Source organism: Saccharococcus sp. Marseille-Q5394 (genome assembly GCF_946901335.1).
Lineage (GTDB): Bacteria > Bacillota > Bacilli > Bacillales_A > Planococcaceae > Sporosarcina > Sporosarcina luteola_C.
In genome coordinates this window covers 1,273,467-1,290,000 of sequence record NZ_CAMPPQ010000002.1, presented here as the reverse complement: position 1 = coordinate 1,290,000, position 16,534 = coordinate 1,273,467, and the positions used below count along the sequence as shown (strand labels likewise).

15 protein-coding genes (1 of these 15 running past the window's edge) are annotated in these 16,534 nt (G+C 43.7%); 5 read left to right on the top strand and 10 right to left on the bottom strand.

The window, feature by feature from the left end; translation table 11 throughout:
- Positions 1-497 carry the 5' portion of a DMT family transporter gene (locus OC538_RS17085; protein WP_251696659.1) on the bottom strand. Its footprint begins 406 nt before the window's first position, so the window shows 497 of its 903 coding nt (coding positions 1-497); its start codon is at positions 495-497; its stop codon lies beyond the left edge, outside the window.
- A 117-nt stretch (positions 498-614) separates the two neighbouring features.
- On the opposite strand from OC538_RS17085, the gene OC538_RS17080 reads away from it, so the two are divergent.
- Together OC538_RS17080 and OC538_RS17075 are read left to right on the top strand one after the other, a co-directional pair.
- The gene (locus OC538_RS17080) at positions 615-1,337 is read left to right on the top strand and encodes an MgtC/SapB family protein (RefSeq protein WP_251696661.1); all 723 of its coding nucleotides are present in this window, start codon (positions 615-617) and stop codon (positions 1,335-1,337) included.
- 15 nt (positions 1,338-1,352) lie between these two features.
- Positions 1,353-2,375 carry a cation diffusion facilitator family transporter gene (locus OC538_RS17075; protein ID WP_251696663.1) on the top strand — a complete coding sequence of 341 codons (1,023 nt, stop codon included), beginning with the start codon at positions 1,353-1,355 and terminating at the stop codon, positions 2,373-2,375.
- A 26-nt stretch (positions 2,376-2,401) separates the two neighbouring features.
- On the opposite strand, the gene OC538_RS17070 is transcribed toward OC538_RS17075, so the two are convergent.
- A complete protein-coding gene (locus OC538_RS17070; protein WP_262177570.1) occupies positions 2,402-3,568 on the bottom strand; it encodes an iron-containing alcohol dehydrogenase in 1,167 nt (388 codons plus the stop codon).
- A gap of 103 nt (positions 3,569-3,671) precedes the next feature.
- On the opposite strand from OC538_RS17070, the gene OC538_RS17065 reads away from it, so the two are divergent.
- Positions 3,672-3,908, top strand: coding sequence for a DUF378 domain-containing protein (locus OC538_RS17065; protein ID WP_251696666.1), 237 nt, complete (start codon positions 3,672-3,674; stop codon positions 3,906-3,908).
- A 161-nt stretch (positions 3,909-4,069) separates the two neighbouring features.
- Here OC538_RS17065 and OC538_RS17060 read toward each other — a convergent pair whose 3' ends face one another.
- The 3 genes from OC538_RS17060 to pruA all read right to left on the bottom strand — a co-directional run bounded on the left by OC538_RS17060 (position 4,070) and on the right by pruA (position 8,328).
- Positions 4,070-5,314 (bottom strand): Glu/Leu/Phe/Val family dehydrogenase, encoded by a 1,245-nt coding sequence (locus OC538_RS17060; protein ID WP_251696668.1) that lies wholly within the window; start codon positions 5,312-5,314, stop codon positions 4,070-4,072.
- An 87-nt stretch (positions 5,315-5,401) separates the two neighbouring features.
- Positions 5,402-6,595, bottom strand: a complete 1,194-nt coding sequence (locus OC538_RS17055) for an ornithine--oxo-acid transaminase (RefSeq protein WP_251696670.1) — start codon at positions 6,593-6,595, stop codon at positions 5,402-5,404.
- Between the two features lie 188 nt (positions 6,596-6,783).
- Positions 6,784-8,328, bottom strand: coding sequence for an L-glutamate gamma-semialdehyde dehydrogenase (pruA, locus tag OC538_RS17050; protein WP_251696672.1), 1,545 nt, complete (start codon positions 8,326-8,328; stop codon positions 6,784-6,786).
- A 141-nt stretch (positions 8,329-8,469) separates the two neighbouring features.
- On the opposite strand from pruA, the gene OC538_RS17045 reads away from it, so the two are divergent.
- Positions 8,470-9,783 carry a sigma 54-interacting transcriptional regulator gene (locus tag OC538_RS17045; protein WP_262177564.1) on the top strand — a complete coding sequence of 438 codons (1,314 nt, stop codon included), beginning with the start codon at positions 8,470-8,472 and terminating at the stop codon, positions 9,781-9,783.
- A 76-nt stretch (positions 9,784-9,859) separates the two neighbouring features.
- On the opposite strand, the gene yugI is transcribed toward OC538_RS17045, so the two are convergent.
- The 5 genes from yugI to OC538_RS17020 form a co-directional block, all read right to left on the bottom strand.
- Positions 9,860-10,234, bottom strand: a complete 375-nt coding sequence (yugI, locus tag OC538_RS17040; protein WP_251696676.1) for a S1 domain-containing post-transcriptional regulator GSP13 — start codon at positions 10,232-10,234, stop codon at positions 9,860-9,862.
- Positions 10,235-10,357: 123 nt separating this feature from the next.
- Positions 10,358-12,061, bottom strand: a complete 1,704-nt coding sequence (locus OC538_RS17035; protein WP_262177560.1) for a sigma factor-like helix-turn-helix DNA-binding protein — start codon at positions 12,059-12,061, stop codon at positions 10,358-10,360.
- Between the two features lie 100 nt (positions 12,062-12,161).
- Entirely contained in the window at positions 12,162-14,351 is a 2,190-nt protein-coding gene (locus OC538_RS17030) for a hypothetical protein (RefSeq protein WP_262177557.1), read from the bottom strand.
- Positions 14,341-14,895 carry an RNA polymerase sigma factor gene (locus OC538_RS17025; protein ID WP_251696680.1) on the bottom strand — a complete coding sequence of 185 codons (555 nt, stop codon included), beginning with the start codon at positions 14,893-14,895 and terminating at the stop codon, positions 14,341-14,343. Before OC538_RS17025 ends, OC538_RS17030 begins: the two co-directional genes overlap by 11 nt.
- A gap of 105 nt (positions 14,896-15,000) precedes the next feature.
- Positions 15,001-15,261 carry a DUF1871 family protein gene (locus tag OC538_RS17020; RefSeq protein ID WP_251629402.1) on the bottom strand — a complete coding sequence of 87 codons (261 nt, stop codon included), beginning with the start codon at positions 15,259-15,261 and terminating at the stop codon, positions 15,001-15,003.
- Positions 15,262-15,344: 83 nt separating this feature from the next.
- Between OC538_RS17020 and OC538_RS17015 the strand changes: the two genes are divergently transcribed.
- A complete protein-coding gene (locus OC538_RS17015) occupies positions 15,345-16,517 on the top strand; it encodes a MalY/PatB family protein (RefSeq protein WP_251696682.1) in 1,173 nt (390 codons plus the stop codon).
- Positions 16,518-16,534 lie beyond the last annotated feature (17 nt).

Here is a 16,534-nt window from a genome sequence, read left to right as displayed (position 1 = left end):
TACGCAGTAATAAGCGCACAGGCGGCTAAGGCAAGCATATCACCGAAAAAAGCGGTTCCGCTTAATTGGAAGTCACTCCAACTGATGATGACACTCCCGGCAATTGCAATTACTGCCGACAAGATCGTTTTAAACGACAGCTTTTCTTTAAAGAAGAAATATGTGCCGACAAATGCAAAGATCGGCTGCAACGTAACGAGTACGGTTGAGCTTGCAACAGACGTGTAATTCAACGATTCGAACCATAGAATGAAATGAAAGGCCAGAAAAACTCCGGCTACTGCCGAAAAGATCCAGTCTTTTTTCGTCAGAAGAAAAACTTCCTTCCTATACTTTGCAAGGAATAGCGGAAGCATGAGAACAACCGTGAACAACATACGATAGAAGGCTATGACGCCGGCATCAGCAGTTGCAAGTTTTACGAAGATTGCTGAGAGCGCCACGGATATGACGCCGATGATAATCGGGATATAAGGGTGAATAGTAGGTTTTTCCAAGATGCACACTTCTCTTTCAAAGGGAGTACAGGTTAGTTTGTAACCTTTTTAGGCTAAAGACAATATAAAGAGTATAGCATATCTGCGTCAAGATGATGATAGTGGGGGGAAAAGTCAATGGAATGGATCATCAATAATTCAATGTATCCGGAAGTATTGATTAAAATCGCAATTGCTCTAGGTTTAAGTTTAATTATCGGAGTAGAGAGGGAAATTAAGAAGAAGCCAATCGGTTTAAAAACGAGTGCAGTCATCTCTACCTTCAGTTGCCTATTGACGATTGTCTCAATAGAAGCAGCTTATCTAGTTCCTGCTAGGGATGATATTAACGTGACGATGGACCCCTTGCGACTTGCTGCACAAATAGTAAGCGGGATTGGATTCCTCGGTGCGGGTGCTATTTTAAGAAGAGATAACGATAACATTACGGGTCTAACGACAGCTGCAATGATCTGGGGAGCAGCAAGCATCGGAATTGCAGTCGGCGCAGGCTTTTACATCGAAGCTGCATTTGCTGTAGTGAGCATACTCTTTGTTATTGAGGTGATTGCACCTCTTCTAGCCAAGTTCGGCCCAAAAAGAATCCGATCAAAGGAGGCAGCATGCATTGTCGTCGTGTCGGATAAAAGTAAAATCGATGACCTCATCGGGATTTTGAATGCCGAGAATATGAAAGTGGAAAACCTGCGTATCCGCAAATTACACTCTGACTCTAAACCTTCAGTGCATGAAGTCGATTTTCGTCTAAACGCCCTCCCCAGAAAGGGAACTACACAATTATACACTGAACTGACCGAGCTCCCTTATATTGAATCGGTCGAAATAGAAATCTTTCCTTAATGGAGGCTTATGTATATGAGAGATATTTTACGACTACTGAAGGATGGCAATAAGCCATCACTGCTGGCAGGCACAGTCAACGCCGGTATTGCCATCCTTAAAGCAATCGCCTATATGTTAACTGGAAACGTAGCTATGTTTGCGGAAATGCTGCACTCCTTGGGAGATGCGGCAAATCAATTCTTTGTATATATCGGTTCCGCCTTGTCCAAGAAGGCGCCAACCCCGAAATTCCCGAATGGTTTCGGCAGGGTTGTCAATCTTGTCTGTTTGGGTGCCGTCATCATCGTCGGCATCATGTCGTATGAAGCAGTGAAGGAAGGTTGGCATCATATATTGAATCCGGCCGAAACAAAAGGACTCGTTATCAATTTAAGTGTCCTCGGCTTGGCCACTTTACTGGAGTTCTTCGTCCTATTGAAGGCTTCCAAGGAGATTGCGCATGAGACCGGGAATGACCTATCCGGAATGAAAGCATTCACCTTCAGCTTAACTCATTTGAATAAAGCCAAGCCCGCTACTAAATTGGTCTTCATGGAAGACATGGTTGCAACTATAGGCGGTTTATTGGCATTCATGGCGGTCTTGATTGCCCATTTCGTTGGATTCCTTCAAGCAGAAGGGATTGCATCCGTGATAATTGGTATTATGATGTTTTACGTCGTCGGAAGGGTGTTCCTAGAGAATGCCAGGGGGGCAATCGGTGAGACCGATGAAGAGATGTTGAACCATATTGCACAAATTATTGCTGAAGATCCCGATATAAAGGATATCCAAAAAGTCGAAGTAATTAAAGAAGGTGAATACCTTCATGTCGAAGTGATTGCCGAGGTGGATCCTTCACAAACTGTCGCATATATCGATGATGTAAGGGACAGGCTAATGGCTTTAGTGCTGAAGCAGAAAGGCGTTCGGGAGGCATTGATATCTTTCGATGAAGACGACGGCATCAAAACTTGGCAAGGGGTGAACGAGACAACTATGTCTGAAGAGACACGAAGGAAACTGCCGGAAATTAAAAAGCAGAGGGCGGAATGAATAAATTCCCCCTCTGCCTTCTTTCATTATAACGAAGCCACCAATATGGATCTCACTTCTTCCTCACTCAATTGCGCGTACCTGCCTAGAGGTCCATTGATTGCAGCCTTCTTCGCCATGATGTCGATCTTTGAGTCATCGATGCCGTAATACGATAAACGTTCAGGTGCACCAATAGCTGTCCAATACGCCCTTAGTTTATCAATACCCTCATTTGCAACAACCTCATCTGTTTTCCCCTCTGGATCCACTCCAAAGACGTTGACTGCCAACTTTGCATAACGAGCTGGATTCAGCTTTAGCGTATGTCTCATCCAATGTGGGAATAGAATCGCCAATCCTCCCGCGTGAGGAATATCGTAAACTGCCGACACGGCATGTTCAATATCATGCGTTCCCCAGTCACCGCCATTATTCCCCATGCCTAAAAATCCATTCAATCCCCAAGTTCCGCCTAATAGGATTGTTTCACGCAGGTCATAGTTCTGCAGATCATTAACGAGTTCTTCACCTGCTGCCATGATTGCCCGCAAAGCCCCTTCACACAATTCGTCCTGAAGCGGTGTATTCGTTGCGCTATGGAAATACTGCTCAAAAATGTGTGACATCATGTCAACAATGCCGTAAACGGTTTGGTCTTTAGGCAAGGAAAGCGTATAAGTCGGATCCAGTATAGAGAATTTCGGGAAGTTGAATGGTCCTCCCCACCCGTACTTCTCTTCTGTTTCTTCATTAGTAATAACGGAGCCAGCATTCATTTCAGAACCAGTTGCCGCCAACGTCAAAATCGTCCCAAATGGAATTGCATCTTTTGGGGAATCTTTTTTAATGACAAAATCCCACGGATCGCCATCATATTTTGCAGCTGTCGCAATTAACTTCGTACAATCAATGACAGAGCCGCCTCCGACTGCCAATATAAAATCAATATTATGCTCTTTACAAAGTGCCGCCCCTTTCCTTGCAGTGCTGACACGTGGATTCGGCTCCACGCCTGCAAGTTCAAACACTTCCTTTTGTTCTTCCTTCAGAATTTCCACCAACTCATCGTAAAGACCATTCCTTTTAATGCTCCCTCCACCATATACAATGAGAATCCTATTGCCATAAGCCGATAATTCCTGCGCAAGCTTTGTTATGGAGTTTTTACCAAAAATCAATTTAACAGGGTTTTGAAAAACAAATTCCTTCATATAGATAACCTCCTATTTCTACTGTACATTATCCAAGAATGAATTGAGCGATGCAAGTATGGAACGGTTTGGATTGGGAATCCTAGCCTTAGGAGGTGACATTTTGGTTCAAAAACTAGCGCTTGCCATTACTATTATAGGTGCATTGAATTGGGGAGTCGTCGGTCTGTTCAGCTTTGATGTCGTTGCCCAACTTGCCGACGGTCACGCCCAACCGTTCGCCCGATTCTTTTATATTATCGTAGGGATTTCCGGACTCATTTCGTTAGGGTTGCTTTTTGATGCGATGCGAGAGAATGAGGTGGAACACGTCGCTGTAGCGGAGCCTGAAGAAATATAAAAAAGCATCTCCCGTTAACCAGGAGATGCTTTCTTATTGTTATCGTCCAGCTCCGGGTGGCAGCTGCTCGGGTCATAAGTCAGCTCTGCTGTACGGCAAAGTGCGCCGTTTCGCATATCTGTCTTATGCCTGTCGCAGCTGACCGCCACCCTACGCTTTTGTTAAGCCCAGCCGCGGAATCTTGATGCTTCCGCAGTTTTGCGGATTCCGATCATATATGCAGCTAGACGCATGTCTATATTTCTTGTTGACGCAACATTATATACGTTTTCGAACGCGTCAACCATTTTCTTCGTCATTTTTTCGCGAACTTCTTCTTCTGTCCAGTAATAACCCATATTGTTCTGAACCCATTCGAAGTAGGAAACTGTTACGCCGCCAGCACTTGCTAGAACGTCAGGCACAAGGAGGATTCCTCGATCTGTAAGAATTTTCGTAGCTTCAGATGTCGTTGGACCATTTGCAGCTTCAACAACGATTGTCGCCTTAATATCATGAGCGTTCTTTTCAGTAATTTGATTTTCAATAGCTGCTGGAACGAGGATATCACAATCCAATTCCAATAGTTCACTATTCGTGATCGTGTTATCGAAAAGTGTTGTAACCGTTCCGAAGCTGTCCCGACGATCCAATAGATAGTCGATGTCCAATCCGTCCGGATCATGAAGTGCGCCATAAGCATCGGAAATTCCGATAACTTTTGCACCTGCATCATGAAGGAATTTGGATAGGAAGCTTCCTGCGTTTCCGAATCCCTGGATGACAATCCGTGCACCTTTCATATCGATTCCACGCTTTTTCGCCGCTTCATTAATAATGATCGTTACACCTTCAGCAGTTGCACGGTCACGTCCTTGAGAACCTCCAAGAACAATCGGTTTACCTGTAATGAAACCAGGAGAGTTGAATTCATCAATTCTACTATATTCATCCATCATCCAAGCCATGATTTGAGCATTCGTGAAAACGTCCGGTGCTGGAATATCCTTAGTCGGTCCCATTACCTGGCTCAATGCTCGTACATACCCACGGCTCAAACGTTCTAGTTCACCCATGGACATTTCTCTCGGGTCGCAGATGATTCCGCCTTTACCGCCGCCATATGGCAAATCGACAATTCCCGCTTTCAATGTCATCCACATTGACAACGCGCGTACTTCATCAGCAGTAACCGCTGGATGGAAACGGACGCCGCCTTTCGTTGGACCGACCGCATCGTTATGTTGACCGCGGAAACCAGTGAATACTTTCACTTTCCCGTCATCCATGCGGACAGGGATTCTAACTTCCACCATACGGATTGGTTCTTTCAGAAGATCGTACATTCCTTCATCATAGCCTAGTTTATCAAGTGCTTCCTTAATGACAACTTGTGTAGACGTAAACAGATTCAGGTTTTCAGTCATGTAAAAGTTCGCCTCTTTGATTTCATAATGTATTTTTCTACCGCACATATTGTACCATACACCGGGAGAATTTTGGGTACTATTTATTTAACTTGCAAAAACTTTATTAATTTTATCCAATGCCCAGTCAAGTTCTTCTGTTGATATGATTAAAGGCGGTGCAAAACGGATGACAGTATCGTGCGTCTCTTTGCAGAGCAACCCGAGTTCCTTCAGCTGTTCGCAATAAGGACGTGCCGCTTCTGTCAGTTCGACACCGATGAACAGACCGCGTCCTCGTACTTCCTTGATTGACGGATGGTTGATTTTCTTCAATTGTTCAATGAAGTAATTTCCTAGTTCAAGTGATTTGTCTGCAAGATTCTCATCCTGCAAAACTTCCAAAGAAGCGATTGAGACAGCACACGCCATTGGATTTCCACCGAATGTCGAGCCGTGGGAACCTGGATTGAACACTCCGAGGATATCTTTGTTCGCTGCGACGCAAGAAATCGGGAACACTCCGCCGCCTAATGCTTTCCCCAGAATATACATATCGGGTTCGAAGCCTTCCCACTCACAAGCAAACATTTTACCTGTACGGCAAAGACCTGCCTGAATTTCATCGGCAATAAATAGGACGTTTTGTTTTTTACAAAGTTCGTAAGCTGCTTTCATATAACCCGCAGGTGGAATAAGAATACCCGCTTCCCCTTGGATCGGTTCGATGATGAATGCTGCTGTATTCGGAGTGATCGCTTCTTCCAATGCTTTCAAATCACCGAAATCCACCAATTTGATGCCTGGAAGCATCGGACCGAAACCGCGCTTATATTCCGCTTCAGATGAGAGGGAGACCGCTGTCATCGTACGCCCGTGGAAATTTCCGTTGCAACCGATAATCTCAGCTTTATTCTCCTCAACGCCTTTGACGTCATATGCCCAGCGACGGGCCGCTTTAATAGCTGTTTCAACAGCCTCAGCCCCAGTATTCATCGGCAATGTCATGTCTTTCCCGGACAGTTTGCATATCAATTCATACCACGGGCCAAGTTGGTCGTTGTGGAATGCGCGTGAAGTCAACGTTACTTTATCCGCCTGATCCTTCAATGCCTGGATAATTCTCGGGTGGCGGTGTCCTTGGTTCACTGCCGAATACGCGGAAAGCATATCCATGTATTTATTCCCCTCTGGATCCTTAACCCAAACACCTTCCGCTTCAGAAATGACAATTGGCAGTGGATGGTAATTGTTCGCCCCGTATTTATTCGTTTGTGAAATGATCTTTTCAGAAACCGACATGTATTTCCCCTCCCCATTTGTATGTATAGCTGGAAGCAGTTCAGGGAACTGCTTCCTATTTAATTATAGTGTTATCCAGCTTCGGGCCCCAGATGCTCGGGGTCATAAGGCAAAGCTGCTATGTGGCAAAAAACGCCACTTCACATCTTCGCCTTATGCCTGTCGCATCTAGGCAGGCGCCCTACGCTTTAAAGAGTTTCCGATGTTGTCTTACCTTGCATGTGTAATTGCAAGTAGTCTGGGCCGCCCGCTTTGGAGTCGGTACCGGACATATTGAATCCACCGAATGGCTGGTAGCCGACGATAGCGCCTGTGCAGCCACGGTTGAAGTACAAGTTTCCTACGTGGAAATCTTGACGAGCCTGTTCGATATGCTCGCGGTTGTTCGTGATGACTGCGCCAGTCAGGCCGTAGTCCGTATTGTTCGCAATCTCGATTGCTTCGTCGAAGCTTTTCGCTTTTGTAATGGCAACGACAGGTCCGAAAATCTCTTCCTGCATAATGCGCGCTTTAGGATCAACGTCTGCAAATACAGTCGGTGCGACGAAGAAGCCTTTTGAGCTGTCCCCTTCTCCACCCGCAACTAGGCGTCCTTCTTCTTTTCCGATTTCAATGTAGCTCATGATTTTATCGAATGAAGCCTGGTCGATAACCGGTCCAGCGAAGTTCGATTGTTTCGTAGGATCACCGTACGTCAATTCTTTCGTCAATTCTTCAACGCGTGCCACGACTTGATCGTAAACTTCTTCATGGATGACTGCACGTGAACATGCAGAACATTTCTGTCCGCTGAATCCGAATGCTGACTTGACGATCGATTGGGCCGCCAATTCAAGATCTGCATTGTTGTCTACAACGATTGTGTCTTTACCGCCCATTTCAGCGATTACACGTTTCAACCAGATTTGGCCTTCGTTAACTTTTGCAGCACGCTCGTAAATACGCGTACCGATTTCACGTGAACCTGTGAAGGAAACAAAACGTGTTCTTGGGTGGTCAACGAGGTAGTCGCCAACTTCCGCGCCTGAACCCGGGATGTAGTTGACAACTCCAGCAGGCATTCCCGCTTCTTCGAGCACTTCCATGAATTTATATGCAACGACAGTTGTTGTGGATGCAGGTTTCAATAGGACCGTGTTTCCTGTAACCAATGCAGCTACAGTCGTGCCCGCCATAATCGCCAATGCAAAGTTCCAAGGCGAGATGACTACGCCTACTCCGAGAGGAATATAATCGAATCGGTTGAATTCGCCAGGACGGCTTTCAACTGGCATGCCATTTTTCAATGTAAGCATTTGACGCCCGTAGTATTCCAAGAAGTCGATCGCTTCAGCAGTATCTGCATCCGCCTCGTTCCATGGCTTACCCGCTTCCTTTGTCAAAAGCGCTGAAAACTCATGTTTACGGCGACGAATAATCGCCGCAGCTTTGAACAATACATCCGCACGGAATTCCGGCTTCACTTTGCTCCAAGTTTTGAACGTTTCGTCAGCAACGTTCATCGCTTTTTCAGCAAGATCTCGGCTCGCCTTTGAAACACGTCCGATCACTTCTTCTTTATTTGCAGGGTTCATCGAAACGAGTTTGTCTTCCGTCATAATGCGTTCGCCGCCGATGATTAACGGGTAGTCTTGCCCTAGATAGCCTTCGACGGTTTTCAAAGCTTCCTCATATGCTTTTTTGTTTTCAGCTAGTGTAAAGTCTGTGAATGGTTCGTGTTTGTATGGGATCATGTTACTCCTCCTCAGTTAGTTAGCCGCAAAATATATTTGCATTTAATCGATAGTTCCATATATAATAATGCAAGAGATTGTTGCATAATTCAAGTGTTTTTGTTTATTTTGCAAAAAAACGTAAACGGACGGTGTTGATTCGTGAATAAAATCGAAAAGAACCTTTTTCCCTTATATGAATTCGCAGTGAATCGGGCCGGTGTCGGTATCCATGCAGTGGATCGTTCCGGCAGAACCGTTATCTATAACGATAAGATGAAAGCGATTGAAGGGTTGGAGCTTGAAGAAGTCGGCGACCGCTCCATCTTGGAATTATTCAATTTTGATCAGGAAGAAAGTACATTATTGAAGGTACTTCAAAGCGGCATGGACAAATTGAATGTAAAGCAGACGTATTGGAATCGGAAAGGACACGAAATTACGACAATCAACGATACATATCCGGTGTTCCATGATGGTGGGCTCGTTGGCGCAGTGGAGATTGCAAGGGACGTCACTGCACTTGAGAGGTTCGTCCTTCACCCAATGCGGAAAAACAGTGATCCTGTCACATTTAATCAGATCGTCGCCGCTTCGGACGAAATGAAGACGGTCGTATCGACAGCACGCAAAGCATCGGGGACAAAATTGCCCGTGCTCCTCATCGGCGAGTCAGGTACCGGGAAAGATTTACTAGCTGAAAGCATTCATTACGAAGCGTCACCTGCCAATGGACGCTTTCTTACGCTTCATTGTCACCAATCTGACGCCGAACTGATCAATCGGCTCGACGATGACTTGACTATATCGGAACCGTTCACGTTATTCTGTGAGCGCATCGATTTATTATCCATTTCTCTTCAGCAGAAACTCTTTACATTCTTAAAAAATTCAACTCAAAACGACCGCCAATTTATCGCAAGCATCGGCGACGACCCTGTCGAATTGATTGCAAAAGGAAGCCTATTGAAGGATCTCTATTACTTCTTCGCTTCTTTTACAATACGGATTTCCCCGTTACGGAAACGAAAAGAAGATATCGTACCGTTTGTCACTACCTATTTTGCGAGACGGAGGGAAAGGTTCGGGAATTCCCTCGTCGGAATCACGAAGGAAGTGGAAGAACTATTCCTTCGCTATGATTGGCCAGGGAATATGCGGGAACTTGAATTCCTGCTTGATGAAATCTCTTCCCTCGCCACTACTGAGACGGAAATCACGTATGAAATGCTGCCTCTTCATTTCCGATTAAAATGCGATGGAATGGGCGATACACCTACACAGGCGGTCGATTTCATCGTGAATCCTGAAAAGGGGCTTCTTCCGCTAGACCGCTACTTAAAGGAAGCGGAAGAATATTATTTACAAAAAGCGATGAAGCTTCACGATGATAATATTACAAAAACGGCAAATGCACTTGGCATGAGCAGGCAGAACCTTCAATATCGATTGAGGAAACTAAAAAACGGGAGATAGGCTCAAAATGCCATCTCCCGTTTTCGTTTTTAGTTTGTTGTACCGTCTAGACTCCGGATGGTCGGATGCCTTTTGTTTAATACCCCGAACGGTCTATCCAGTCTTTCAATTTGTCTTTTAATGAATTGAAGCCTTCTGCATCCTGCTCTTTCACTTTATCTTGCAGCGATTTGCGAGGTCGGCCTGTTTTTTGGTGGTTGATTGGCGCCTCTTGGAGTGCGCGGATGGAAAGGCTGATTTTTCCTGCGTTACGATCGACTTCCAACACTTTCACTTCCACTTCATCGCCTACAGCTAGATAGTCATTGATATCTCTGACAAACCCATATGTGATTTCTGAAATATGGACGAGACCTTGCGTCTCTTCATCAAGTGCGACAAACGCTCCATATGGCTGGATGCCTGTCACCTTGCCAGTCAACTCTTCCCCCACTTCATATTTTTTACTCATGTGAAACAGCTCCCAATCTTTTTGGTATCGAATCTGCCTATACGGCCATCCGCAATTATACCATAGTGAGCCCTTTCCAATCAAAAGATTTGACGGGTAAATTGTAAAGATTCAATCATTTTCTCATTTCTTCATCTCCCTTATGAATTGCTTCAATTCTCCTTCGATGAAGAAATACTCTAGACTATCGAGATAAGGTGATGTAGTCCAGCCTGAGTCCTCCATTTCTACTATAACTTCCCTCATTATGTGACCTGAAGGTGAATTTTTCCCATTGAAGGCAATGCGAGTCCACGCCTCTTTATATTCCTCTTTGATAGTTCCAGTAGAATCACGGATCTCCAGTTGACCAACCATTCCTGTCACTGAATACAACATCCAAGTGTAGGAGTTAAATATACTTGAATAGAGCTCCTGGTGTCCTTCAGCCCTTAATGCCGCCTTTTCAGTTTGCAATAGAAGGTCAACTTGCTCCTCAATCGGACTGAGATGGAAGTCAACTAAAGATCCCGTCAAATAGGATATATAAATATCCATAGTAGGATTCAGGTTTTCACGTAGGACAACAGTCAGTTCCGGTTGTCCGAATTCAGGGTACACATAATTATCATAGGGTACACTCTTTAGTGAATATCCTTGCTCCATCATTCCATCAATCGCTTGCCGGAACTCCTGAGGGTACTTCGATTTGCTCTTGGTAAAAGACTCATAATCAAAACCTCCCTCCACATTCCACTCAGCACCCTGTATTAATTTTTCATTCTCATAGAGTACATTCATATAAGATTGATAAAGCTTATTAACCTTTCCAAAGTACTCATTCATGAAAGCCATACTTTTCTCTTCGTCATCCACTAAAGGCTTTTTTAATAGCTTCTTCACCATTTCGGAAGGTACTTCCAACTCTTTAACAATCAAGCCATACTCTTCATCAGCTTTTTTCTTGTCAATCCTTCCACTTCTATTCACTTGACCCTCTAGGCGGTTAATGAATACATCGAACTTCCTAATTGTTTCTTCTCCATACCATTCCGTGTAAAGGTTCTCTTTCTTATCTTTAATGGAAATACCGGCCAGATATGAATTACGCTCCAATTCTTTCTGGAATGAAGCTCCGGCCTTCTCAATGAATTTTTCAGCAGATTTCTTTTGATAGGCCTCACTATTTGTATAAGTGATAAATAACAACAAGACCAACAGGATGCTCGCACCCATTCCCCAAAACAAGTACGGCCTCTTTCTTATAATGGTTTCACTCTTCTTTTCACTCAATGGCGATTCCTCTACTAACGCGTGAAATATATTCGTTTCATTATAGGATCGTGGAAATCTTTCATAGGATCTATTCAAAAACTCCAGTTTTTTATCCAAGTTAGGCTCTTCTAATATCGCAATGGCTTCGGCAACACCCTGTTCGGCTAGCTGCACTGTCATTCCTGTTATTTCCGCAATTTCTTTACTTGATTTATTATAGAAGCGATTGAGAATGAAAGGTACCCGGCATTTCTCTGGCAATGCAACTAGCCTGCGGTGCAGTTCGTCATCCTCTTCAAATAGGAATAAACCATCTGATAAGTCTGCCGGTTGCATGCCATCCAACATTTTCAACGTACTTTTTAAAAGCGAACTTTCTTTTAAATCATCCTCTGTTAACTCGATACTACTTTCAAATCTATTTCTAAATACAGTTTCCGCCACTGTTGCAGACTGTTCTAATGAGACTCCATATTGTATGGCAAATCGCTCAATCTTCCAGATATGCATGCCCAGCCATTCCTTGAAAGCTTCCTGATCCCCTTGAAGGATTCTTTTCTCTACATCTTCCAATCTAATCCCCCCGTCGCAAAACTACACCTACTTCAACTATACCAAATAGACAGAAAAAAGACTGCCATATTTCGGCAGTCTTTCGTCTTTTAAACTATTGTTAATGCTCTAATGGGTTGAATTTCACTCGCCATCCATCTTCCGTCCAAACCATATGGAATTTCCTTTCGGATGGCAGATCAGGAAACAGTTCTGTGTCGACAGTAAGCGTTGCGATGCCAGGCCAGTTTCCGCCCTCGTCTTGTTCCAGACCTTGGAAGGAGGCTTTCCTATACATCTTGTCGTCGTAAGGCAGGAAATACTTCTCGGGATTCTCCAAATAGGTATCTTTATCAACAACTTCCGAGTCAACTCCTTGATAGAATAGCTCATACTGCTTTTCATAGAAACCATTATTACCTGCATAGAAATACAAACCAAGGACATCCAAAGGCTGACTCCATCTCAAATAGTTATCAACATTGTCGGTGCCAATTAATAATTCATAGTTAAAAGCACTCATATCCATGACTTCAGTTTGGAAATCCCTTTCCGGGCTCATATCGTACATAGGCAATCTATCCATCCATAGCGTCCCCAGTTCCCAAATTCCTTCTTCACTATAAACCATCGATACTGCACGATCGACTCCAGTAAATTCAAGAGTTGTGTGGAACGACATATCATGGCGGTAAGCCTTGTCTTTGTAAAATTTAACCTCCGTTGCATTGCGGAGGAACGGAAGCCCTTTGCGCCAATTATCAACGTAATAATCTACGGTATAATCAATTCCGGATTCGTTGTGCTTCAACGTGTTTTCATTGAACAAATAATACATTGTTCGAGGGTCATCCATTTCATTGGCGTAATCGAATACTCCGAGAACGTGAACAGGCGAGACGCCTTTCAAAATGGACTTGGAGTATGTCTTTTTGAAATCGGTATATATAGCTTGAACTTCCTTTTCGAATGAATCATTCGGTAGCTGAATGGTAACATCCTGAAAATCAGGTCGTTCTCCATACATATATTCCTCAAGTACTCCTTCTCGGTACAGGACAAGCGCTTCCTCCAAATCATAATAGGTTAGCGCTTCCCAACTCGCTGATTTTCGCCAGCCCGAAGCCTCCATCTCTTTGATAATCGGATCCAGGATGTAGCGCAATGGCGTTGCTTGACCACCGCCCGCCATATTTTTCCACGCCTCTTGGTATTCGGGAAGCAATACACCATCCGCGTCAACTATTTTCGTGTGTTCACTGCCTTTCATAATTTCATTGAACAATGTAATGTAATAAGATTTTATGACTGGATATAAACTTGAATTCTGTTCACCTTCTAGGAGAGTATACTCCATACCTGTAACGATCGAGCTCGTTTCGAGCACAGGGTATTCAAGAATTGGTCCAAACATGTATGGTTCTTGTGAAATCATCGTGGTGTATGCACTCGTATTAGGATGCAACCGTGAATTTAAGTCTTTATAAATAAAATGGTTGAAATATCTTGTCTTTATTTCCCCTGAATATTTCTCGGAATACAGTCGGATTGAGTGTTCACGCATTGTCCCGATTATATTCTGTAGCTGCTCCGGGAAACCTTTGGTACTCAGCATCATGATTTCGGCCTTATCGACAGAATGATCCACTTCATATGCGGCTACAGCCTCTTTGTTCTCTTTTATTATTTGGTTGTAAATTTCAATGAGCATCTGGATCTTTTCGCGGTAATCTGCTAAAAAACGAATGCTGCCTTTTTCATCTTCCGCAAGATTATGTTGTTTTAAGTCCACAAGCATTTCGGACGGAAGCTTCAATTCTTCTATTGCTTGAATATAAATCTCCTGTAGGTCAGTTTGGTCTTTTCCATTCCTCACCATTTCCAAGAAACTTTTATTCTTCAATAAATTCATCGTTGAATCTGCACGACTCGCGTAATGTTTAAAATAGACTTCATCCAACTTCAGCATTTCACGGCGTTTTTCCCGTTCTTCCTCATATTGCTTAAATAGATCCTCAATTACTTGATCAGTCAACGTAGTTTCGATAGTTCCCTCTTCGGATTTCTGCTTCTGTTCAATAATATATCCGGTTCCAATAAACCCGATAATAAAAATGCTCGCTATACTCATCGCCCAAACTGTGATTTGCTGCCTCACTCCATGTTTGGTCGGCTTTTTCTGTTCATTCTTACGGGAGATGCTTTCCTCATCAATCTTCCGAAATACTTCTTCCGGATCAAATGAGGTGGGAACACGTTCATACGACTTTTTCAAAAACTCCATCCGTTTCTCAAAATTGTCATTGGCCATGTGTTACCCCTCCCTTCATGTCCATCACTTTTTTCAAGCTGTCTTTTGCCCTGAAAATACGGGTTTTCACTGTTGCCAATGTAATATTCATGACATCCGCAATTTGGTGATACGTTAAGTCTTGAAAATAAAACAAGATAAGTGGGATCCTATATTTTTCATCCAGTAGCTGAATTGATTCATGCAATTCACGGTCTTCTTCAAAAAGGAGAACTTGGAATTCGGTCGATTGTTGTGATGATGCTTGACCGGCATTTTTCATCCGCTCTTCTTTCGCTGTCTCTCTACCCTCTTTCCGGTAGTAATCACGTGCTGTATTTAACGTAATTTTATATAACCAGGTCGTGAACCTCTGCTGATTGAATTGCGGCAGGAACCTGTACAGCTTGATAAATACTTCCTGTGTCACATCCGGTATATCATCAAGGCGAACGCCGCATTGATACGAAAACCTCTCGACAGTTCTATAGTGCAGATCCATCAATTGCGCAAACGCCTCCCTTTCCCCGTTTTGCGCACGTAGAATCAAATCGGTCTCTTCCATACTGTCCCCTCACTCCCTATCCCCTCTGATGATGATACGAAAGGAATTCCTTAAATGTTTCAAATAAAAAAACCGCATCTACATTTTCGTAGATGCGGAATAATTTTAGACTATACATTTTGCTTCGTATTTTATCGCCACTAACTTATAAGCTATTTGCATGCATTTCTCTATCGGAATCCATAGTTCATAAGAATGTTCATAGATCTCACGGATCCGTTTTGCAAGATCGGTCGGATGATCAAGAACTTGAAGCTCTGCAACAACATCGGCAATTTCTAGTTCATATGCTTTTCTGCCGACATTAAAAGGATCCCATTCTTCGAGCAGCAAGATTGCTTTTTTATTCATTTCGATTGTTTGCACGATAAGTCACCTTATTTTTTTCTTTTCTTGCATTTATGATAGCATAGTAATGGAAAAGAAAAAAGGAAATGAGGGATATTAGCATGAATGAATTCGAACTAGTTATTGATCGAAAAAATACCCGTTCTGTGAAATGGGGCAATATGGAAGCCATTTACGGCTTGGAAGACGCTTCTGAAGTCTTGCCGATGTGGATTGCTGATATGGATTTCAAGGCACCTCAACCAATCCTTGCAGCCATGCAGGAACGCCTGGATCATGGTGTTTTCGGATATTCATATATATGTGCAAAGTGTAAAGACTCCGTCCGGACTTGGCTTTCATCACGCCATGGATGGGAAACTGAAAATGATTGGATGCTCTTCCATCATGGCGTCGTTCCTGCAATCGCTACGGTTGTGGAGACGTTCACGAGTGCCGGAGATAATATCTTAATTACATCGCCTGTGTATCCGCCGTTCTTCAATGTACCAGGGCATCAGAAGCGGAATATTGTTGAGTGCAGACTACGCGAAGAGAACGGCAACTACTCGATCGACTTCGATGCTTTTGAAAAAAGCTTGCAGCAAGGTGTTAAGCTATTCATCTTATGCCATCCGCACAACCCAGGGGGCGTTGTTTGGACAGAAGAGGAATTGCGGAATATCCTTCGCCTTTGTAAACAATATGATGTGTTGATCCTATCCGATGAAATCCATGCAGACCTTGTCCTTCCTGGATCCAAGCATATTCCTTTAGCTGTGTTAGCAGAAGAAGAAGGCGGACGCGTCATCACTTGTGTCGCACCTACAAAAACATTCAACTTGGCGGGTGTACAGGCTGCAGTCATGATTACAAAAGAGGACGACCTTCGGGAAGCATTGCAGCAAAGTGCGTTGGCTCACGGTCAAATGGAATTGAATGCATTTGCCGCTTCAGCCCTAATTTCCGCATACACGGAATGTGAAGAATGGCTGGAAAACTTGCTCGAGACTATTTCATCCAATATGGACTATGTCATCAGTACAGTAACGGAGGCCGTTCCTGGAATCCAGATTCAAAAACCGCAAGCGACGTACTTATTGTGGATTGATTACCGAGGAACCGGACTTTCTGAAGAAGAGATGATGGACAGGCTTTTGAATAAAGGAAAACTTGCGCTCGAGCCAGGATCGAAGTATGGCGAAGCAGGCCATGGATTCCTTCGCATGAACGTTGCTGCTCCCCGGTTGATTGTTGAAGATGGAGTGGCAAGATTTATTAAAGCTATGCAATAAATAATAAAAATGCATGA